The organism is Clostridium celatum, from assembly GCF_021412605.1.
Taxonomy (GTDB): domain Bacteria; phylum Bacillota; class Clostridia; order Clostridiales; family Clostridiaceae; genus Clostridium; species Clostridium celatum.
In genome coordinates, this window is sequence record NZ_JAJKGM010000032.1 from 1 (window position 1) to 22,175 (window position 22,175).

General features: G+C 28.1%; 18 protein-coding genes. All 18 read left to right on the forward strand.

The window, feature by feature from the left end; genetic code table 11:
* Positions 1-240 precede the first annotated feature (240 nt).
* The 18 genes from LPC13_RS12375 (at position 241) to LPC13_RS12460 (ending at position 22,126) form a co-directional block, all read left to right on the forward strand.
* Positions 241-1,164, forward strand: coding sequence for an ABC transporter ATP-binding protein (locus LPC13_RS12375; protein ID WP_005212230.1), 924 nt, complete (start codon positions 241-243; stop codon positions 1,162-1,164).
* A complete protein-coding gene (locus LPC13_RS12380) occupies positions 1,157-2,038 on the forward strand; it encodes an ABC transporter permease subunit (protein ID WP_005212228.1) in 882 nt (293 codons plus the stop codon). The genes LPC13_RS12375 and LPC13_RS12380 overlap by 8 nt, the downstream gene beginning before the upstream one ends.
* A gap of 46 nt (positions 2,039-2,084) precedes the next feature.
* Complete coding sequence (locus tag LPC13_RS12385) at positions 2,085-2,378, forward strand: SdpI family protein (RefSeq protein ID WP_005212226.1); 294 nt, start codon at positions 2,085-2,087, stop codon at positions 2,376-2,378.
* A gap of 39 nt (positions 2,379-2,417) precedes the next feature.
* Entirely contained in the window at positions 2,418-3,131 is a 714-nt protein-coding gene (locus LPC13_RS12390; RefSeq protein WP_040419066.1) for an ABC transporter ATP-binding protein, read from the forward strand.
* Positions 3,124-4,728: an ABC transporter permease gene (locus tag LPC13_RS12395; protein WP_005212223.1), complete on the forward strand. Its 1,605-nt coding sequence runs from the start codon at positions 3,124-3,126 to the stop codon at positions 4,726-4,728. The genes LPC13_RS12390 and LPC13_RS12395 overlap by 8 nt, the downstream gene beginning before the upstream one ends.
* A 236-nt stretch (positions 4,729-4,964) precedes the next feature.
* Positions 4,965-5,849: a sensor histidine kinase gene (locus LPC13_RS12400; RefSeq protein WP_005212221.1), complete on the forward strand. Its 885-nt coding sequence runs from the start codon at positions 4,965-4,967 to the stop codon at positions 5,847-5,849.
* A 336-nt stretch (positions 5,850-6,185) separates the two neighbouring features.
* The gene (locus tag LPC13_RS12405) at positions 6,186-7,031 is read left to right on the forward strand and encodes an HAD family hydrolase (protein ID WP_195244578.1); all 846 of its coding nucleotides are present in this window, start codon (positions 6,186-6,188) and stop codon (positions 7,029-7,031) included.
* Positions 7,032-7,064: 33 nt separating this feature from the next.
* On the forward strand, positions 7,065-8,090 hold the full coding sequence (locus LPC13_RS12410) for a sugar kinase (protein ID WP_005212205.1): 1,026 nt from the start codon (positions 7,065-7,067) through the stop codon (positions 8,088-8,090).
* Positions 8,091-8,142: 52 nt separating this feature from the next.
* The gene (gene uidA, locus LPC13_RS12415; protein ID WP_005212204.1) at positions 8,143-9,942 is read left to right on the forward strand and encodes a beta-glucuronidase; all 1,800 of its coding nucleotides are present in this window, start codon (positions 8,143-8,145) and stop codon (positions 9,940-9,942) included.
* A 145-nt stretch (positions 9,943-10,087) separates the two neighbouring features.
* Positions 10,088-10,774, forward strand: a complete 687-nt coding sequence (locus LPC13_RS12420; RefSeq protein WP_005212203.1) for a GntR family transcriptional regulator — start codon at positions 10,088-10,090, stop codon at positions 10,772-10,774.
* A 223-nt stretch (positions 10,775-10,997) separates the two neighbouring features.
* Positions 10,998-11,849 carry an SDR family oxidoreductase gene (locus LPC13_RS12425; RefSeq protein ID WP_040419064.1) on the forward strand — a complete coding sequence of 284 codons (852 nt, stop codon included), beginning with the start codon at positions 10,998-11,000 and terminating at the stop codon, positions 11,847-11,849.
* A 14-nt stretch (positions 11,850-11,863) separates the two neighbouring features.
* The gene (gene eda, locus LPC13_RS12430) at positions 11,864-12,472 is read left to right on the forward strand and encodes a bifunctional 4-hydroxy-2-oxoglutarate aldolase/2-dehydro-3-deoxy-phosphogluconate aldolase (RefSeq protein ID WP_234088838.1); all 609 of its coding nucleotides are present in this window, start codon (positions 11,864-11,866) and stop codon (positions 12,470-12,472) included.
* A 92-nt stretch (positions 12,473-12,564) separates the two neighbouring features.
* On the forward strand, positions 12,565-13,617 hold the full coding sequence (gene uxuA / locus LPC13_RS12435; protein WP_005212200.1) for a mannonate dehydratase: 1,053 nt from the start codon (positions 12,565-12,567) through the stop codon (positions 13,615-13,617).
* Between the two features lie 23 nt (positions 13,618-13,640).
* The gene (gene uxaC / locus LPC13_RS12440; protein ID WP_005212199.1) at positions 13,641-15,041 is read left to right on the forward strand and encodes a glucuronate isomerase; all 1,401 of its coding nucleotides are present in this window, start codon (positions 13,641-13,643) and stop codon (positions 15,039-15,041) included.
* A 119-nt stretch (positions 15,042-15,160) separates the two neighbouring features.
* Positions 15,161-16,549 (forward strand): MFS transporter, encoded by a 1,389-nt coding sequence (locus LPC13_RS12445; RefSeq protein ID WP_005212198.1) that lies wholly within the window; start codon positions 15,161-15,163, stop codon positions 16,547-16,549.
* A 63-nt stretch (positions 16,550-16,612) separates the two neighbouring features.
* A complete protein-coding gene (locus tag LPC13_RS12450; protein WP_005212195.1) occupies positions 16,613-18,382 on the forward strand; it encodes a glycoside hydrolase family 3 protein in 1,770 nt (589 codons plus the stop codon).
* 391 nt (positions 18,383-18,773) lie between these two features.
* Positions 18,774-21,599 carry an excinuclease ABC subunit UvrA gene (uvrA, locus tag LPC13_RS12455; RefSeq protein ID WP_234088839.1) on the forward strand — a complete coding sequence of 942 codons (2,826 nt, stop codon included), beginning with the start codon at positions 18,774-18,776 and terminating at the stop codon, positions 21,597-21,599.
* 77 nt (positions 21,600-21,676) lie between these two features.
* A complete protein-coding gene (locus tag LPC13_RS12460; RefSeq protein WP_005212192.1) occupies positions 21,677-22,126 on the forward strand; it encodes an FHA domain-containing protein in 450 nt (149 codons plus the stop codon).
* The last annotated feature ends 49 nt before the right edge of the window (positions 22,127-22,175 follow it).

The window sequence follows — 22,175 nt, forward strand, 5'->3', positions numbered from 1 at the left end:
CTTGAATATAGGAGTCATACCTTAGCATCATAATTTTTTATTATTTACCCTGTCTACTTGACGGGGGGCAGTTCAGAAATAACCAGGCTGATTTTTTTGCTTTTTTACAAACTTAATACTTTCTTAATATTTTCTTTAAGCTATCTTATAACTGTAAATATACACTGTAATTACAGTAGAGAATTAAATAAGGAATAGCTAATGAGTAATAGATAATTTTAATAAGGAGGTAAATTAAAAGTGAAAGAACTTATATTAAAGACATATAACCTTACAAAAAAATATGGTAATCAAATAGTTGTAGATAATGTTAATATGACAATTAAAAAAGGAGATATATATGGTTTTATAGGCCAAAATGGAGCGGGAAAGACAACCTTAATTAGACTTATAACAGGATTAATTCATAAAAGTAATGGAGAGATAGAATTATTTGGTGGTAGTGGTGAAAAAGCATTAAATGAAGCAAGAACTATGATAGGAAGTTTAATTGAAACACCATCATTTTATGGGAATATGACTGCAAGAGAAAACCTTGAAGTATCTAGATTAGTAAGAGACATACCAGGAAAGAATTGTATAGACGAGGTATTAAATTTAGTTGGATTAAATGATGTTGAAAAGAAAAAGGTTAAAAACTTTTCTTTAGGTATGAGACAAAGATTAGGAATTGCAAATGCATTAATGGGAAATCCCAAATTACTTATACTAGATGAACCTATAAATGGGCTTGATCCAATGGGAATTGTTGAAATAAGAGAGTTATTAAAGAAGATAAATAAAGAAAAGGATATGACAATATTAATATCCAGCCATATATTAAGTGAATTATCAGAACTTGCAACCACATATGGAATAATATCTAAGGGTAGATTGATTGAAGAAATAACTGCAAATGAATTAAATGAAAAGTGTAGACAATATATAGATTTAATAGTGGATGATACAGCAAAAGCTGTTGCTTTGTTAGAAAGGGAATTAGATATAAGTGATTATGAAGTTTGGGAAGGTAATAAAATAAAGATATTTTCAAATCTAGATAGCATTGGTATCATTAATTCAACTATTTCTAAAGCTGGAGTTATAGTTGAGAGTATAGGAATAAAAGGAGAAAATTTAGAAGAATACTTTATGAATGTTATTGGAGGTGATTTAAATGATTAAATCGCTAAAAGCAGAATTATATAAGTTATTCAAAAATAGGACATTTAAAGTTATAGTTACTATAGTAATTGCCATGTCAATCTTAACAGTTGTTATGGCATCATCTGTTATAGAAAAAATTTTAATGGATAGCTTAGGGGATATGCCCGAGAATCAAAAAGAAATATTTATACAAGAAATGATGAATTCAGTAGAAAGTGAAGCTATAGTTACCCCAGGGGCGTTAGGAATTCAAATTCAAGCAAAAGATATAATGAATCCAACAGCATTGGAAATATATCATTCTTCATTTGGATCTGGTTTTATGGAGATATTAATAGGAATTTTAGTAGCTTCATTAATGGCTAAGGAATATTCACAAGGAACTATTAAGAATTTCCTAGCTTATGGAAAGAAAAGAGAGGAGTTTTATATATCAAAGTTTTTAGCAATGGTAATAGCAATTACAATACTGTTAGCATTATTAACAATAATTCCAACCATAGGTACAACTATTATTAATGGATGGGGACAAAATTTTGAATTATCACAATTATTAGGAATGATGAAGGTATTTATAGCTGCAATTCTAACCAATTTAGCAGTTGCATCATTAATAATGATTATAGCTACATTAGTTAAAAGTAATGGTGCTACTATAGGGATAGCAGTTGCATTGTTTATAGGAGCTCCAACACTAGGGGGATTTCTTTATGGGATCTATCCGTGGTTTGATAAGATATATGAAGTATTACCATTTTATAATTCAGCATTAGCTGTTTCGATTTATTCAAGTAATACTGATGTATTAAGAGCCATGATAATAGCTTCAATAACCATTGTAATTGCATTAATATTTGGAATAAAAATATTTAAGACTCAGGATATAAAATAAAGACAAAGATAGTATAACAACAATTAATGAGGACGGGTAAAAAGAGATGGAAAATAGAAAATTATCAAATTATATTAAATTAGGCTTTGGCATATTAATTGCTATTTTAGGAATTGTTTCATTTTGGCTATTGCCAGATAAAGTAGGAATGCAAATTTCAGCTAGTGGGCAATTACAAAACTATATGCCAAAAGTATTGGCTGTTATTTTACCTATTGGAGTATATGCATTAGGATTTTTACCTAATAAGAATGGTAAAACTGATCAGTGGAAAAGACAGTTAATTATTTCAGTTTTAGCTATATTTATTCAAGTTTTTGCATTAATCTCAAATTTATAAATTAGGATAAATAGATCAATGATAAAAAGGGGAGTTAGTATGTTAGATATAAAGAATTTTTCTAAGGAATATTCAAAAGGACAAAAAGCAGTAGACAATATATCTTTAAATGTAAATGGTGGAGAAATATTTGGCTTTATAGGACATAATGGAGCAGGAAAAACTACAACAATTAAAGCTATTGTAGGAATATTAGATTTTAATGATGGAGATATATTAGTTAATGGAAAATCAATTAAAAATGATACAATAGAATGTAAAAAAATTATGGCCTATATACCTGATAATCCAGATCTTTATGAAGCGTTAACTGGCATTCAGTATTTAAGCTTTATTGCAGATATATATAAGGTTGGTAAAGCTCAAAGAGAAAAATTAATTAAATATTATGGAGATAAATTAGAGTTAACTAAGTATTTAGGGGATTTAATATCGTCATATTCGCATGGTATGAAGCAAAAGCTAGCTGTTATATCAGCATTAATTCATAAGCCAAAGCTATTAATTTTAGATGAACCTTTTGTTGGACTAGACCCTAAGGCAGCTCATACGCTTAAAGAAATAATGAGAGAAATATGTAATGAAGGAAGTTCTATATTTTTCTCAACTCATGTATTAGAAGTTGCTGAAAAATTATGTGATAAGATTGCAATTATTAAAGGTGGAAAGATTGTAGCAGAAGGAACTATGGAAGAGGTTAAAGGAAATAGCTCTTTAGAAGATGTATTTATGGAGTTGATTGATAATGAGTAATTTATTAGTTATATTAAAAAATTCATTTATAAATAATACAGGTATTAATTCTTTAGCTAATGGAATAAATGGAGGTAAAGAGAAGAAAAAGCTATTATTTTCAACATTTATGTTGATATTTATTGGAGCTTTAATTTGCTTTATGTCAACGACATATTCATTAATGATGGCGGAAGCATTACAAGAAATAGGTTATTTAGATTTATTATTAGTAATGGCTATATTGGTAAGTTGTATGTTAGGACTTTTTACATCAATATACAAGGCTCAAGGTGTTTTATTTAATGCAAAAGATTATGATTTATTAATGTCTTTGCCTATAAAGAACACCACAATATTAGCTAGTAAAATAATTAGCCTTATGTCTATAAATTTTATAAGCTCAGCACTTATATTAATACCAGCATCTATAGTTTATTTTAGATATAATGGAAGTTTATCATGGATGTATTTTTTAATATTAACAATATCATTAATATTTGTACCAATGATACCTATAGTAGCAGCTTCAATAATCGCAGTTATAATAACATTTATATCATCAAGATTTAAGCATAAAAATATAGCAACTGTAATAGTAGGAATGATAATTTTACTTGGTATTATGGCAGTCTCATTTAATTCACAAAAATATGTTAATGAATTTATAGCTAATAGTGAATCAATAGTAAATGGATTATCTAGTATATATCCACCGGCTTTATATTTAAAAAATGCATTAATAAATATTGATTTTATTAGTTTAGTTAAGTTTATAATTATATCGATAATACCATTTATGATTTTTATATTTGTATTTGCAAAAACATTTAAGATTATTAATGGAAAGCTATCTGAAACTTATAGAAGAGCCAATTATAAGGTTGGAAGTTTAGAAGAAAAAAGTATCCTAAAAGCATTAATGATACAAGAATTAAGGAGATATATAGCAACACCAATATATATTTTTAATACAGCATTTGCAATGGTATTGCTAGTATCAGCATCTGTTGTCAGTTTATTTTTAAGTAGAGAACAGATTTTAGTTTTATTAGGGTATCAAGGAATGGAAGATTTAATTCCTATGATGGCATTAGTATTAATGGTATTTACTATAGGGTTATCATGTACTACTAATTCATCAATTTCATTAGAAGGTAATAGATTATGGATAATTAAATCACTACCTATTGATACTGTAAAAATATTTAAAGGTAAGATTTTAATGAATTTAATTATAACAGTTCCTGCTACAATTATTTCTAATATATTGTTATTTATAGGATTAAATTATGAAATTAAGTATTTAATATTTAATCTTGTAATAAGCTTAATATTTTCATTATTATCACCAGTTGTAGGATTGATAGGAAATTTATATTTCCCTAAATTGGACTGGACAAACCCTACAGTAGTAGTAAAACAAAGCACAAGTGTATTTATTACAATGGTATTTGTTATGGCCACAATTGGATTAGGAATAGGTGCAGTATATTTATTTAGAATAAGTAATTTTATAATGTTTTTAAGTATAGTTGCTATAATATTATTAGTAATGTTAGTAGTTGCATGGGAAGTATTAATTAATCAAGGAGTAACTAAATTTAAAGAACTTTAGTATAAAAAAGTAATAGTTTTAATTAATGAATAAAAATGGTCGGTAACTATAACCGATCATTTTTTTAGAATTATGAATAATATTGAAGGTGAAATTATTTATTATGTTTATAAAGGTATTATATTGGAAATATTTAATACTTAGAATATAATTAAGTAATTACTATAGTGTTAAATTTAATGATAAAAATACAATAAGATAGATATATAATATTGATATGTAGAAAAGGAGAATTAATGGGAATAATATATCTTTTAATAGTGGTAATTATTGTTTTAATAAGTATTATTATTAAAAATAAAACAGAATTAAGAAAAATAAGTATGCAAATTGAAAAAAACTTAAATGAATATACTAATATAAAAACTTCAACTATTGATAAAGATATAGAAAAATTAGTGATTAATATCAACTTGCTATATGACGAAAGACAAAAAGTAGTAGCTGCAAAAAAGAAGACAGAAGAAGAATTAAGACAAAGTATATCTAATATGTCTCATGATTTGAGAACACCGTTAACTTCTATAATGGGATATATGCAAATGGTTAAGGAAAAGGATCTTTCAGAAATTGAAAGAAAAGAGTATTTAGAAATAATAGAGAAGAGGACAAAGTCCTTGCAAGAATTAATTAATGGTTTTTATGATTTATCAAGAATTGAAGGAAATGAATATAAATTTAATTATAAAAAAATAAATTTAAGCAAAATATTATGTGAAAATATTGCATTGTTCTATAATGATTTTATAAATAATAATATTGAGCCTATTATAGAAATAGATGAAAATATAAGAGATATAATATGTGATGAAAGTGCTGTAATTAGAATATTTTCAAATTTAATAGGTAATATGATTAAACATGGAGAAAAGTTTGTAAAAATAACTTTAAAACAAAAAGACGATATCATAATAACAGAATTTATTAACAAAGCAATAGGATTAAATGAACAAAATGTGGATAAGATTTTTGATAGATTTTATACTGTGGATAAATCAAGAAGCGATAGAAATACAGGATTAGGTTTATATATAACTAATGTTTTAGTGGAGAAGTTAGGCCAGAGAATAAGTGCTGAAGTAGAGGATGAGAATTTAAAAATAACTATTGTATGGAATTAATATATTTTTTAGGTAAATAATTTAATAAATATTTTTATTAAGGAAGCAATTATATATTTATATAGTTGCTTTTTATAGTTGTGAACTAATTTAGTAATAAATAAGTAGTTGAAATGTGGAAATTAATATGCTAGTATACTAGTATAAATACTTTCGTATAAAGTAAATTTATAATTATTATATTTGAGTTAGTACCATTCTTTTATACTTAAGCAATATTACCAAAATTTGATGTTATTAGGGAATTGGAAAATTTTAATAATACTCAAAAGTCTACACACTGATTTGAAGTACTAACTCCAAATATAATATAAAAATACAATAGTAGGTGACAAGATGAGTAATATATTAGAAAAGTTTATAAAAAATAAAGATTTTCTTATTTGTATAGATTCTGATGGATGTGCAATAGATACTATGGATATAAAGCATATAAAGTGTTTTGGACCTTGTATGATTACAGAATGGAATCTTGAAAAGTGGAGAAAGACTATATTAGATAGTTGGAATGAAGTTAATCTTTATACATTAACTAGGGGAATAAATAGATTTAAGGGGTTAGCAGTAGCTCTTACTGAAATTAATGATAAATATATAAAAATTGAAGGTTTAGATGAATTTTTAAAATGGACAGAGGAAACTTTAGAACTTTCCAATGAATCTTTAGAAGCTGAATTAGAAAAGACAAATAATATTTGTATAAAAAGGGCTTTAGAATGGTCAAAAGCTGTAAATAAATCAATAGATTTATTAAGTGACGATGAAAAATGTCCATTCGAAGGAGTAAAAGAGGCTATAATAGCAGCTAAAAAAATTGCAGATATAGCAATAGTATCATCTGCAAATGAAAAAGCAGTTTTAGATGAATGGAGTCATAATGGACTTTTAGAAAATGTTGATATAGTTTTAACTCAAAATATTGGATCAAAGGCTTATTGTATAAGTAAGCTTATTGAAAAGGGATATGATAGAACAAAGGTTTTAATGGTAGGTGATGCTTTAGGAGATCTTAAAGCTGCTGAATCAAATGAAGTTTTATATTATCCAATAATGGTTAAAAAAGAAAAAGATTCTTGGGAAAGATTTACTAAAGAGGCTTTAGAAAAATTTATTGGTGATTTATATATAGGTGAATATCAAGAAAAAGTTATAAATGAATTTAGATTAAATTTATCTAAATAATCTTATATATAATTGGGAAAGGATAGGGGTAGGATGAGAAACATACAATTCAAAAGTAAAAAAGTATTAGGTTTTGGAGAAATAATGTTAAGACTTACGCCTCCTAATAATCAAAAAATAATACAAGCTAATTCTTTCGAGGCTGTATATTCTGGAGGAGAAGCAAATGTAATAGCAAGTCTTGCTATTATGGGTCATGATACTAAGTTTATAACTAAATTACCAAATAATTATTTAGGAGAAAAAGTCATAAGTAAGTTTAGGGGTTATAATGTAGATGTAAACGATGTTGTGATAGGTGAAGGTAGACTTGGTGTATATTATTCTGAAATAGGACATGGACTTAGAAGTACTGAAGTTATATATGATAGAAAGTATTCAGCAATTTCCATGGCTAAAAAAGAAGAATTTGATATAAAAAAAATGCTAAAAGATGTTGGATTAGTTCATTTATCAGGAATAACTCCAGCTTTAAGCAATAATTTAAAAGAGTTAATAATAGATATTGTAAAGGAATGTAGAAGACAAGGAATACTAGTTTCTTATGATTCTAATTATAGATCGAAGTTATGGTCTATAGATGAGGCAAAGGAAGTTTTAGAAGAAATATTACCATATATAGATTTTGCTTTTTTAGGACAGCTAGATATGGAAAATATATTAAAGTTTGAGGATAATAATTTAGGGGTTGAGGAAAAATTACAATATAATTACGAGAAGCTATTTAAAAAATATCCAAATTTAAAATATGTAGCATGTACTAAGAGAATTGTAAATTCAATAAACAATAATACTTTACAGGGGTATTTATTTGATGGAAATCAGTTATTTAAATCAAATAAGCATACATTTGACATATTAGATAGAGTTGGTGGTGGTGATGCTTTTACAGCAGGGATACTTCACGGAATTTTAAATGAAATGAAAAATGAAAGAATTGTAGAATTTGGAACATGTGCTAGTGCTTTGAAGCATTCAATAATAGGAGATATAAATATTATTGATGAAGATACAATTAATTCAGTTATAGATAATGGATTATGCAATGTAAAAAGGTAAAATTTTAAAAAAATAATAAATTTTATTAAAATAAATTTTTGGAGGGGTTATTATGTTATATCCAATAGTTACAGAATCAAGACAATTAATAGATTTAAATGGTATATGGAAGTTTAAACTAGATAAGGAATATGGCCTTACAGAAGAATGGAGAAAATCACCATTAAAAAATACTATAGAAATGGCTGTACCAGCTTCATATAATGATTTAGTAGAAAATCAAGAAATTAGAGATCATGTTGGATGGGTATGGTATGAAAGAAATTTTATTGTTCCTAAGTTTTTAACTAATGAAAGAATAGTGTTAAGATTTGGGTCAGTAACTCATGAAGCAAAAGTATATTTAAATGGAGAATTATTAGTTGAGCATAAGGGAGGATTTACTCCTTTTGAGGCTGAAATAAATAATCTATTGGTACAAGGTGAAAATAGATTAACTGTTGCTGTAAATAATATAATAGATGAGAGCACTTTACCAGTTGGATTAGTAAAAGAGGTAGAGGTTAATGGAAAAAGAGTTGTAAAAAATTTAGTTAATTTTGACTTTTTCAATTATGCAGGAATACATAGACCTGTAAAAATTTATACAACTCCTAAGAATTATATAGAAGACATAACAATTGTTACTGATTTTAAAGAAACAGTAGGATATGTTAATTATGAAATTAAGACTGTAGGAGAAGGGAATATTAATGTATCAATTATTGATGAGAATAATAATGTAGTTTCACAAGAAACAGGAAAGTGTGGAAATTTAGTTATAGATAATGTTAAGTTATGGGAACCTATGAATGCATATCTATATAAATTAAAAGTTGAATTATTAAATGATAATACAGTAATCGATACTTATTTTGAAGATTTTGGTGTAAGAACAGTTAAAGTTAAAGAAGGAAAGTTCTTAATTAATAATAAGCCATTCTATTTTAAAGGATTTGGAAAACATGAAGATTCTTATATAAATGGAAGAGGAATGAACGAAGCTGTTAATATAAAAGATTTTAATTTAATGAAATGGATTGGAGCAAACTCATTTAGAACTGCACATTATCCTTATTCAGAGGAAATAATGAGACTTGCAGATAGAGAAGGAATAGTTGTAATTGATGAAACTCCAGCAGTGGGATTACATTTAAACTTTATGGCCACTGGATTATTTGGTGATTCTGTAAAAAGGGATACATGGAAAGAGATAGGTACTAAAGAAGCACATGAACAAGTCTTACGAGAATTAGTTTCAAGAGATAAAAATCATCCATGTGTTGTAATGTGGTCTGTAGCAAATGAACCAGATTCTGATTCAGAAGGAGCAAAGGAATATTTTGAACCATTAATAAAGTTAACAAAGGAATTAGATCCTCAAAAGAGACCTGTGACTGTAGTTACATATTTATACTCTACTCCGGATAAATGTAAAGTTGGGGATATAGTAGATGTATTATGCCTTAATAGATATTATGGATGGTATGTAGCAGGTGGAGATTTAGAGGAAGCTAAAAGAATGCTTGCTGAAGAACTAAGAGGTTGGGAAGAAAGATGTCCTAATACGCCTATAATGTTTACAGAGTATGGTGCAGACACTGTTGCAGGAATGCATGATACAGTACCAGTTATGTTTACTGAAGAATATCAAGTACAATATTATGAAGCTAATCATGAAGTTGTAGACAAATGTAAAAACTTTGTTGGAGAACAAACGTGGAATTTTGCAGATTTTGCTACAAGTCAAGGTATAATAAGAGTCCAAGGTAATAAAAAGGGGATATTTACTAGAGAAAGAAAGCCTAAGATGATAGCTCATTCTTTACGTGAAAGATGGACTAATATACCAAATTTCGGCTATAAGAAATAAGATATTAATAAAATTAATAAAAAAATTAGGTATAGTATATATACCTAATTTTTTTATGATATAATAAAATGTAATTATACTAGTGTACTAGGATAAAAGGTCTCGTAATTTATAAATTAGCAAAAATATTAGGGGGTAATTATAGGTGATACTTTATGATAAGTTAGATAAAGAAACTGGAAAAGATTATGTATATAGAGTATTAAAAGATAATATTATGTGTTTAGAATTAAAGCCAGGCGAGTTGTTAAGTGAGTCAGAATTAGCAAAACGCTTAAATGTATCAAGAACACCAATAAGAGAGGTTTTAATAAAACTTAAGGCTGAAAAGTTGATAGAAGTTAAGCCACAGGCAGGAACTTATGTTTCGTTAATAGATTGGAATTTAATAGAAGAAGCTATTTTTATTAGATATAACTTAGAAAAAGAAGCATTAAAAGAAGCATGTGAAAAATTTTCAGAAGATACATTAATGGAAATGGAGAAATGTTTATTTGCACAAAAATTAGTTGCACAAAAAGGTGATAATTTATTGGAATTCCATAACTTAGATAAAGAATTTCATAAATTATTATTTAAAGGTATAAATAAGGTTAATGTATGGGAATCTATTTGTAATATAAGTACTCATTATAATAGAATGAGATTATTAGCTGAATTAAAGTTAAATAAAGAATTTTTAGTTGACCAACATATAACGTATTTAGATATTATAAAAAATAAAGATATAAATCATATTGAAGAGGTTGTATCACATCATATAAAAGAACCAGTTGAGCAATGGAAGAAACTGATAAAAGAGAACTCTGAAATAGCAAAATATATAGTTTAATTAAAAAATATATTTAAATAATGAGAGAAAATATTGAAGAATTAATAAATAAATTTATTAAAAATATAAATAATAATATAAAAGGAAGCCATATAATATTAAAGTTAATATTATATGGTTTTTTTAGTATATAAAAAAATTTAAATGTTTTCAAAAAAGTTATTGTAATTTATATATTAATATGCTAGTATACAAGTATAGTAATTGCAAGGAGGAATGGAAAATGAAATTACCATTTAATATTGATTTAAAAGATAAAGTTTGCGTTGTAACAGGTGGTACAGGAATTCTTTGCGGAGCAATGGCTGATGCACTTGCAGAATGTGGAGCAAAAATTGCAATTTTAGCATTAGGACAAGAGGCTTGTGATAATAAAGCTAAAGAGATAAATGAAAAAGGTGGAATAGCAATTGGTATTGAAGCCAATGTTTTAGATAAAGAAAGTTTAAGAAAGGCTCATGAAATAATTCTTAAAGAATTTGGGTCAGTTGACATATTAATAAATGGAGCTGGAGGAAATCATCCAAAAGGAACTACAACTAAAGAATACTTAGAAATTGAAGATTTAGAAAATGATGAATTAACAACATTCTTTGATTTAGATCCAAAAGGTGTAGAATTTGTATTTAATTTAAATTTCTTAGGTACATTACTTCCATCACAAGAATTTAGTAAGGATATGCTTAATAAAGATGGTGCTACAATAATCAACATATCATCTATGAATGCATTTACACCACTTACAAAGATACCAGCATATTCAGGGGCAAAAGCAGCAGTAAGCAATTTTACTCAATGGCTTGCGGTACATATGTCTAAAGTAGGGGTTAGAGTTAATGCAATAGCACCAGGGTTTTTTGTAACAGCTCAAAATCAAAAATTATTATTTAATGAAGATGGAACACCAACAGCAAGAACTGAAAAGATTCTTAATAGTACACCTATGAGAAGATTTGGTGAAGCTGATGAACTAATAGGAACATTACTATATTTAGTATCTGAAGAAGCATCAGGATTTGTAAATGGAGTAGTTATTCCAGTAGATGGAGCATTTTCTGCTTATTCAGGAGTATAAGGGGGAAAGGGAAAATGATTTTAAATGAATTAAAAGCAAATGGAATTGTAGCTGTAGTTAGAGGTAAAAGTCATGAAGAAGCTAGAGGTTACATGGAAGCTTGCTTAAGAGGCGGAATTAAATCATTGGAACTTACTTATACAATACCCAATGTATGTGATCTTATAAAAGAATATACCTCACATACAGAATCATTAATTGGAGTTGGAAGTGTTTTAAATGGTAAAATGGCTTCAGACGCAATTGAAGCTGGTGCAAAGTATGTTGTAAGTCCAGGATATAGTGAGGAAGTTAATGAGGTTTGTAAAGAAAGGAAAGTTCTTTATTTACCAGGTTGTATGACAGTAAGTGAAATAATGAAAGCTATGGATGCTGGAAATAAAATGATTAAGCTATTCCCAGGTGATGTTTTTGGTGCAAAATATGTAAAAGCAATAAAAGCACCTATTCCACATGTTGAAATAATGCCAACAGGTGGAGTATCAGTAGATAATATTGATGAATGGTTTGCAAATGGAGTTTCTTGTGTTGGAGTTGGAAGCTCATTAATAAAAGGAACACTTGAGGATATAGAAAATACAGCTAAAGCTTTCGTTAAAAAAATGGATAAAATTAAAGCTTAAAATTTTTAAGAAAACTTGTATACTAGTATTTACAAGGATGTAGCATTGAAGTTTGAAAATAATAATTAAATTATTAAAATGGAGGAAAAATCATGGAAATGACGTTCAGATGGTATGGAAAAGATGATCCAGTTAAAATTGAATACATCAAGCAAATACCAGGTATGAAAGGAATAGTTACGGCTATATATGATATTCCAGTTGGAGAAGTATGGCCATTAGAAAGAATTTTAGAATTAAAGAATGAGATAGAAAGTCATGGATTAAAGCTTTCTGTAATAGAAAGTGTACCAGTACATGAAGATATAAAGCTTGGGTTACCAACAAGAGATAAATATATAGATAATTATATACAAACAATCAGAAATTTAGCAGAGGCTGGGATAGATACAATCTGTTACAACTTTATGCCAGTATTTGATTGGACAAGATCTGATTTAAATTATGAATTAGAGGATGGTTCAACTTGTCTAATATATGATGAAGAGCAAGTTAAAAAGATGGATCCGGCATTAGGTGAATTAGAATTACCAGGATGGGATACATCTTATGGTGAAGGTGGACTTAAAGGTTTACTAGAGCAATATAAAGATATAGATGAAGAAATATTATGGAGTAATTTAAATTATTTTATACAAAGAATAATGAAAGTTGCTGATGAAGTAAGAATGAAAATGGCAATACATCCGGATGATCCACCATGGGGAATATTTGGATTACCAAGAATTATAACTAATTTTGATAATTTAAAGAGATTTATAGATTTATATGATAGTCCTTATCATGGAGTAACATTATGTACAGGCTCTCTAGGGTGTACAAAAGTTAATGATATGGTTGAAATGGTTAATTATTTTGGAAAAGAAAGAAATAGAATACATTTTGCTCATCTTAGAAATGTAAAAATAACAGGAGATAGTAGCTTTAATGAAGTAGCTCATTTATCCGAAGCCGGTTCTTTAGATTTTTATGAAATAGTTAAAGCTTACTGTGATTATGATTTCCAAGGGCCTTACAGACCAGACCATGGAAGAATGATTTGGGGAGAAACAGGTAGACCAGGATATGGATTATATGATAGAGCATTAGGTGCAGTGTATATTAATGGACTAATTGAGGCAATTAAAAAGAATAAACAAGAATAATTAATTTGTAAGGGGATATTAAAATGAAGAAATTTATGGATAAAGACTTTTTACTAGAAAATGAAGTATCAAAAGTTTTATACCATAATTACGCTTCAAAGGTGCCAGTGTTTGACTATCACTGTCACCTAGTTCCTATGGAAATAGCCACAGATCATGAATTTAAAAATATAACAGAAATGTGGCTATACCATGACCACTATAAGTGGAGAGCTATGAGAAGCTTTGGTATAGATGAAAAATACATAACTGGAGATGCTAGTGATTATGATAAGTTCTATCAATTTGCAAAAATGATGCCTTATTTAATAGGAAATCCAATTTATCACTGGTCACATTTAGAGCTTAAGAAATTCTTTGGAGTTGAAGAAACATTAAGTGAAAAAACAGCAGATATAATTTGGAAAAAATGCAATAAAGCAATAAAAGAAAATAAATTAACAGCAAAAAAGTTAATAGATATGGCAAATGTAGTTTATATTGGAACTACAGATGATCCTATAGATGATTTAAGATATCATAAAGAAATAAAAGAGGATAATAATTTTAAATGTTCAGTTAATCCAAGCTTTAGACCAGAAAGAGCAATGAAGATACAAAATAAAGGATTTAAAGAATATATAAATAAATTATCAGAAGTTAGTAAGATTGAAATAAAATCATTTAGTGATTTAGAAAAGGCTCTAGAGGTTAGATTAGACTATTTTTATGACAACGGATGCATGATTACTGATCATAGCTTAGAAAGAGTTATTTTTTATAATTACTCATGTGAAGAAATTAACAAGATTTTTACTAAGGCATTAAATGATGAGTACGTAACAAATGAAGAAGCATCAAAATACTCAAGCGCATTATTAATAGCATTAGGAAAGATGTATTCAGAAAGAAAAATGATAATGCAACTTCATATAGGAGCATTAAGAAATAATAATACAAGAATGTTTAATAGAGTAGGAGCAGATGCAGGATTTGATAGTATTGATGATGGAGAAATAGCATATTCACTTTCAAGAATACTAGATGAATTAGATAAGGAAGATAAACTTCCAAAGACAATTTTATATTGCTTAAATCCTAAAGATAATGAAGTAATTGGAACAATGATTGGTAATTTTCAAAGCGGAAATATAGCTGGAAAGATTCAATTTGGATCTGGATGGTGGTTTAACGATCAAAAAGATGGAATGGAACGACAAATGATGGCATTATCTCAACTAGGCCTTATAAGTCAATTTGTAGGAATGGTAACTGATTCAAGAAGCTTTTTATCATATACAAGACATGAATATTTTAGAAGAATATTATGTAATTATTTAGGAGGTTTAGTGGAATCAGGTCAATATCCTTATGATGAAGAAATATTAGGGGAAATTATAGAAAATATTTGTTATAAAAACTCAGAGAAATATTTTAAAAGATAATCATTGATAAATTAGAATGGAAATTTCAAGCAGATGATTTTTCCATTCTATATAAAGGTACCATAAAAAATAAAATGTAAATGTATTCATGAAGAATTGTTTGGGAGGATAAATTAATTATGATTCTTGATTTAATAAGTAAAAAAGAAGAACAAGTGAAATCGTTTAATATGGGTGATAAAGTTGGATATGCATTTGGGGATTTTGGATGTGCAGCATTCTTTGCTTTTGTAAGTAGTTACTTAATGGTATTCTATACAGATGTTTTAGGAGTTAGTGCAGCAGCCGTAGGTACTCTATTTGTAGTAGCTAGATTTTGGGATGCTATTAATGATCCTATAATGGGAGTTCTTTTAGATAAGGCACAAGCTACTAAACATGGTAAATTTAGACCATATGTTATTAGATTTGGTTTACCAATGGTTATTGTTGGAATATTAGCTTTTACAGCAATACCAGGCTTACCAGATAATCTTAAGTTACCATATGCATATGTCACATATATTTTATATGGAATGTTGTATACAGCAGTTAATATACCTTATGGTTCATTAGCTTCAGTAATGACTAATGATTCTAATGAAAGAACAGCTTTATCAACTTTTAGAAATCTTGGATCTATGTTAGCTAATATTTTAGTAATGGTATTAGTACCAAAAATAATATTCAATGCACAAGGTGAAGTTACAGCAGAAGGATTTATAATTTGTGCAGTAATCTTAGCAATTATTTCAACAGTATCATTCTTCTTTAATTTTAGATTAACTAGAGAAAGAATAGTACACAAGACAACTAATAGTAAAAAAGGGATTATAGAAACAGTTGGATTATTATTTAGGAATAGAGCATTTTTAGGTGTAGCAATAGCTTCATTCTTAATGTTAGGTGGTACATTTACATTAAGCAGTTTAAATGTATATATATTCAAGGATTATTTTAAAGCTACTAATTTTACAGCTTTGGGTGGAATGATTGGTATGGTAGCCTCTGTAGTTGTAATACCATTTGCAGGAGCAATAGTTAGAAAACTTGGTAAAAAGGAATCAGCAGTGTTAGGATCAACTTTTGCAGCTTCTATGTATATAGTAATGTTATTTATTCCTAACTTAACAGTATCAATATTTCTTGTATTATCGTTTTTAGCAGGCTTAGGATCTGGTTTAGTAAATACAATAATTTGGGCATTAGTTTCAGATGCTATTGATTATCAAGAATATACTACAGGAGAAAGAAATGAAGGTACAGTTTATTCTTCATATTCATTAGCTAGAAAATTAGGACAAGTTATATCTGGTGGTATGGGAGGATTTGCCTTGTCTTTACTAGGATATCAATCAGGAGCTACAGTACAAGCAGAAAGTATTGGAATTGGTATTAAAAATATAGGGATAGGAATGGCTGCAGGAGGATTTATATTAACTACAATAGTTTTAATATTTGTATATAATCTTTCTAAGAAAAAAGTTGCTGAAATGAATAAAGCATTAGAAGAAAGAAGAGCAGCTTAATAAAATTAACTACAATAAGTATACGTATACTTAAAAATGTTAGAATATAAGGAGGAAACTTAAATGGTAAATTTAAAAGTAAAACCATATAATTTAGATGAAGAAGCTATAAAATGGGTAGAGGATACAATACACAATATGTCTATTGAAGAAAAAATAGGACAACTATTTGTAAACATGGGAGCGAGCCGTGATGAAGAATATTTAAAGGGTGTTTTAGATAATTATCACATAGGGGCTGTTCGTTACAATCCAGGCAAAGCTGAAGAAGTATATGAACAAAACAGAATATTACAAGAAAATTCTAAAATTCCACTATTAATAGCTGCTAATACAGAAATGGGTGGAAATGGAGCCTGTACAGATGGAACATATGTTGGTAATGAAGTGAAAATTGCTGCAACTCAAGATCCACACTATGCTTATGAATTAGGAAGAATATCTGGGGTTGAAGCATCTGCTATAGGATGTAATTGGAGTTTTGCCCCAATTGTTGATATAAATAGGAACTGGAGAAATCCAATAATATCTACTAGAACTTGGTCTGCAGATGCTGATCAAACTTTAGAATTATCTTTAGAGTATATGAGAGGTATAATGGAATCAGGAATTTTACCAGCTGCTAAGCATTTTCCAGGGGATGGTATAGATGAAAGAGATCAACACTTATCATTTGCTCCAAATACTTTATCAGTTGAAGATTGGAATGCTACTTTTGGAAAAGTATACTCTGGATTAATTGAAGCAGGTCTTCCATCAATAATGGCTGGACATATTGCTTTACCAGAATACGTAAGATACTTCAATCCAAATGCTACAATTCAAGAAATGAATATGCCTGCAACTTTAAGTAAATACGTATTAACAGATTTATTAAAAGGTCAAATGGGATTCAATGGATTAGTTGTAACTGATGCATCTCATATGGTTGCTATGACTTCTGCTATGAAGCGTAAAGATATGTTACCAACTGCAATTGCAGCAGGTAGTGATTTATTCTTATTTTTCAATGATCCAGATGAAGATTTCCAATGGATGATGGAAGGATATAAAAATGGAGTTATAACTGAAGAAAGACTTCATGATGCATTAGCTAGAATATTAGGTTTAAAAGCTTCTTTAGGATTACATAAGAAGGCTAAGGCTGAAATATTACAACCAAAAGAAGAAGCTATGGCCAAGATTGGTTTAGAAGAAAATAAGAAAGCGGCTTTAGAAATAGCTGATAAGGGAATAACTTTAGTTAAGAATAATGAAGATATATTCCCAATTTCACCAAATGAGACTAAAAAAGTATTACTTGTAAATGCTAAAGGTTTCGAAGGTGGATTTGGTAAATTTATAGCTCTTATGCAAGGAGTACAAAAAGGTCCTGTAGATATAATGAAAGAATTATTAGAAGAAGAGGGATTCCAAATAGAAATATATGAATCACCAATAGACAAAATTATGAAATTACCAAAAGAAGAAATGGGTGCAGCACTTGGAAATGTTTATGCTGGTAAGCGTCCAATAGCTGAATTAACTTCAAAATATGATTTAATTATAAATTTAGCTGATGTAGGGGCAAGTGTTGACCAGCGTCTTCAATGGCCACCAAGTAAAGGTACTCCAGATATTCCATTCTATGTAAATGAAATACCTACTATCTTTGTTTCAGTACAATGTCCATTCCATTTAGCTGATGTACCACAAGTTAAGACTTATATAAATACTTATGATAGTAAAGATTATACGCTTAAAGCATTAGTTGATAAAATGATGGGACGTTCAGAATTTAAGGGTGTAAGTCCAGTAGATGCATTCTGTGGATTAGAAGATACTAAGTATTAATATATATTTTGTTATACAGTTATTTTAAAAAACATAAAATTTTTACCACTACAAAATTATAGATATTAAAAATATATAGCCTATGAGATAGAATGTTAAAAACTATCTTATAGGTTTTTTTATGTTTAAAACTAATTAGTTTTTATTAAAATTAGTTATATTTAAAGGTTAAATGTAAAGAATGCTAAAATTTAATTGACAATAAAAAATAACAAATCTAAAATGAAATAAAGAATATTTGTTCGAGAGTAAATTAAACTCTTTCTGATAAAAATATAATAATAGAAGTTAAGGAAATGATTATTTAAATGGAAAGAATTTATGTGTAATTAAAGTTTTTATTTAGGCATAACTATCATTTTAAATTTATCATTTACTAGAGGGGTATAAAATGAAAGATAAAATTATAGTAAAAGGTGCTAGAGTACATAATTTAAAAAATGTATCTTTAGAAATACCAAGGGATAAGTTAATAGTTTTTACAGGGTTATCAGGTTCAGGGAAATCTTCTTTAGCTTTTGATACTTTATATGCAGAAGGTCAAAGAAGATACGTTGAATCTTTATCAGCATATGCAAGACAATTTTTAGGCCAAATGGATAAGCCAGACGTTGATTATATAGAAGGTTTATCACCAGCTATATCTATAGATCAAAAAACTACAAGTAAAAATCCAAGATCTACAGTAGGAACAATAACAGAAATATATGATTATTTAAGATTATTATACGCAAGAGTAGGTATTCCACATTGTCCTAAGTGTGGAAAGGTTATAAGTAAGCAATCAGTTGACCAAATAGTAGATCAAGTAATGTCTCTTGGGGATAGAACTAAAATACAAGTTTTAGCTCCAATTATAAGAGGAAAAAAGGGACTTCATGAAAAGGTATTAGAAAATATCAAGAAAAGCGGATATGTAAGAGCTAGAGTTGATGGCGAGATATATGAACTTTCGGAAGATGAAATAAAATTAGAAAAAAATAAAAAACATAATATAGAAGCAGTTGTTGACAGACTTATTATAAAAGAAGGAATAGAAGGTAGATTAAGTGAGTCCTTAGAAGCAGCTTTAAAGTTAGCAGAAGGATTGGTTATTATAAATGTAATTGGAGAACGAGATATTTTACTTAGTGAAAATTTTGCTTGTCCTGATTGTGGAATAAGTATACAAGAATTTGAGCCAAGAATGTTTTCTTTTAATGCTCCTTTTGGAAAATGTGAAAAATGTGATGGATTAGGAACATTAATGGAGATAGATCCAGATTTGGTTATTCCCAACAAAGAATTAAGTGTTATGGAAGGTGCTATATCTACTTGGGGTGAAGGAAGATTAAAAGAAGATTCATGGACATATGCCATATTAAAAGCCATGAGCGAAGAATATGATTTAGATTTAAATAGACCTATAAAGGAATTATCTAAGGAACATGTAGATTTATTACTTTATGGAACTAAAGGACATAAATTAACAGTTACATATACTAAAGAAGGTGTAACAGCTAAATATCTTTATTCTTATGATGGAGAAATAAATTCACTTCAAAGAAGATATATAGAAACAAATTCTGATGTAATAAAAGGTGAAATTGAGCAATATATGAGTAATAAATACTGTCCAAAATGTAAGGGGGCTAGACTTAATAATGAAGTATTAGCTGTTACAGTTGGAGATAAAAATATATATGAATTTACTCAAATGCCAATTAGGGAAGAGTTAGAGTTTATTAACTCAATAGAGTTTAGCGAAAAAGATAGAATAATAAGTGATCAAATAATAAAAGAGATTAAAAGTAGATTACAATTTTTAGTTAACGTAGGTTTAGATTATTTAAATCTTTCAAGAAGCTCAGGGACTTTATCTGGTGGAGAAGCACAAAGAATTAGACTTGCAACTCAAATTGGCTCTGCATTAATGGGAGTTTTATATATATTAGATGAGCCTAGTATTGGATTACATCAAAGAGATAATGACAAATTAATACAAACATTAAAGAACTTAAGAGATGTAGGAAATACTGTTATTGTTGTAGAACATGACGAAGATACAATGAAAGAGGCGGATTTTATTGTAGATATTGGTCCAAGAGCAGGGGAACATGGAGGACAAATAATTGCAGCAGGTACTGTTGATGAAATTATGGCTTGTAAGGAATCCATAACTGGTCAGTACTTAACTGGTGAAAAGGAAGTTAAGATTCCTGAAGTAAGAAGGGAAGGAAATGGAAACTTTATTACAGTAGTTGGAGCTAAAGAAAATAATCTTAAGAATTTAACAGTTAAATTCCCATTAGGGATGTTAACAATGGTCACAGGGGTATCAGGTTCAGGTAAGAGTACATTAGTTAACGAAATTCTTTATAAAGGATTAAATAAAATAGTAAATAGAAGTAAAAATCCAACAGGTGAATATAAAGAAATTACAGGATATGAAAATATAGATAAGATAATTGATATTGATCAAAGTCCTATAGGTAGAACACCACGTTCAAATCCAGCAACTTATACAGGAACTTTTGATATTATAAGAGAGTTATTTGCTCAAACGCCAGAAGCTAAGATGAGGGGATATAAACCAGGAAGATTTAGCTTTAATGTTAAAGGTGGAAGATGTGAAGCTTGTTCTGGAGATGGAATTATAAGAATTGAAATGCAATTCCTTTCAGATGTTTATGTGCCTTGTGAAGTATGTAAAGGTAAGAGATATAACAGAGAGACATTAGAAGTAAAGTATAAGGGTAAAAATATTGATGATGTCTTAAATATGACAGTTGAAGAAGCATTAGAGTTCTTTGAAAATATTCCAAGAATAAAAAATAAACTTCAAACTTTAAATGATGTTGGTCTTGGATATATTAGATTAGGTCAACCATCTACACAACTATCAGGAGGGGAAGCTCAAAGAATTAAATTAGCATTTGAATTATCTAAGAGAAGCACAGGAAAAACATTGTATATTTTAGATGAGCCAACAACAGGACTTCATGTTGATGATGTTAATAGATTAGTTGAAATACTTCAAAGATTAGTTGATGCAGGAAATAGTGTAGTTGTTATAGAACATAATTTAGATATGATTAAGTGTGCTGATTATATAATTGATCTAGGTCCTGAAGGCGGAGATAAAGGTGGTACATTAGTAGCTCAAGGAAGGCCGGAAGATATAATAAAGAAAGAAAAGTCTTACACAGGTAAATATCTTAAGAAACTTTTAAGTTAATATGCTATGACTTGTTATTTTTTAGAAATAGATTTAATATATAATGGAGGATATTAGTTAAATTTTGAGGTGAAAATATGAATATTACCAAGTTAATGACTTTTATAGGTGGAATACTTTTTATTATAATATTATATTTAATAATATATTATTCATTAAAAATAATGTATAAAGATGTTAAAACCGGCGGAAAAACTAAAGGTAACAATTCAGATAGAGTATATGGGCTTGAAGTTATTGAGGCAGGAGTTAATTCAACTCTTGAACAAGGATCAGTTATACCTATAAGAGGAAATGTTACTTTAGGAAGAAAGCAAGATAACATAATTATTTTTACAGAACCTTTTGTATCAGGAAATCATGGAAAAATATATGTAAAGAATAATAGTTTATATATAGAAGATTTAAATAGTACTAATGGAATATATGTAAATGATCAAAAAATTGAGGAACAATTTAAACTTATGGCTGATGATGAAATTAAAATAGGAAGTGCTGTTTTTAAAGTATTAAGATCAGGTAAGTAACATTTTAAATCTTTAATTTAGTTAGTTTAGATTACATCTTTAACAATAT

Coding starts and splice junctions, on each gene's coding strand:
- uxuA (WP_005212200.1), top strand. CDS start 12,565: ATGGAAATGACGTTCAGATGGTATGGAAAAGATGATCCAGTTAAAATT.
- LPC13_RS12380 (WP_005212228.1), top strand. CDS start 1,157: ATGATTAAATCGCTAAAAGCAGAATTATATAAGTTATTCAAAAATAGG.
- LPC13_RS12405 (WP_195244578.1), top strand. CDS start 6,186: ATGAGTAATATATTAGAAAAGTTTATAAAAAATAAAGATTTTCTTATT.
- LPC13_RS12395 (WP_005212223.1), top strand. CDS start 3,124: ATGAGTAATTTATTAGTTATATTAAAAAATTCATTTATAAATAATACA.
- LPC13_RS12410 (WP_005212205.1), top strand. CDS start 7,065: ATGAGAAACATACAATTCAAAAGTAAAAAAGTATTAGGTTTTGGAGAA.
- eda (WP_234088838.1), top strand. CDS start 11,864: ATGATTTTAAATGAATTAAAAGCAAATGGAATTGTAGCTGTAGTTAGA.
- LPC13_RS12385 (WP_005212226.1), top strand. CDS start 2,085: ATGGAAAATAGAAAATTATCAAATTATATTAAATTAGGCTTTGGCATA.
- LPC13_RS12445 (WP_005212198.1), top strand. CDS start 15,161: ATGATTCTTGATTTAATAAGTAAAAAAGAAGAACAAGTGAAATCGTTT.
- uxaC (WP_005212199.1), top strand. CDS start 13,641: ATGAAGAAATTTATGGATAAAGACTTTTTACTAGAAAATGAAGTATCA.
- LPC13_RS12450 (WP_005212195.1), top strand. CDS start 16,613: ATGGTAAATTTAAAAGTAAAACCATATAATTTAGATGAAGAAGCTATA.
- uvrA (WP_234088839.1), top strand. CDS start 18,774: ATGAAAGATAAAATTATAGTAAAAGGTGCTAGAGTACATAATTTAAAA.
- LPC13_RS12390 (WP_040419066.1), top strand. CDS start 2,418: ATGTTAGATATAAAGAATTTTTCTAAGGAATATTCAAAAGGACAAAAA.
- LPC13_RS12425 (WP_040419064.1), top strand. CDS start 10,998: ATGAAATTACCATTTAATATTGATTTAAAAGATAAAGTTTGCGTTGTA.
- LPC13_RS12400 (WP_005212221.1), top strand. CDS start 4,965: ATGGGAATAATATATCTTTTAATAGTGGTAATTATTGTTTTAATAAGT.
- uidA (WP_005212204.1), top strand. CDS start 8,143: ATGTTATATCCAATAGTTACAGAATCAAGACAATTAATAGATTTAAAT.
- LPC13_RS12460 (WP_005212192.1), top strand. CDS start 21,677: ATGAATATTACCAAGTTAATGACTTTTATAGGTGGAATACTTTTTATT.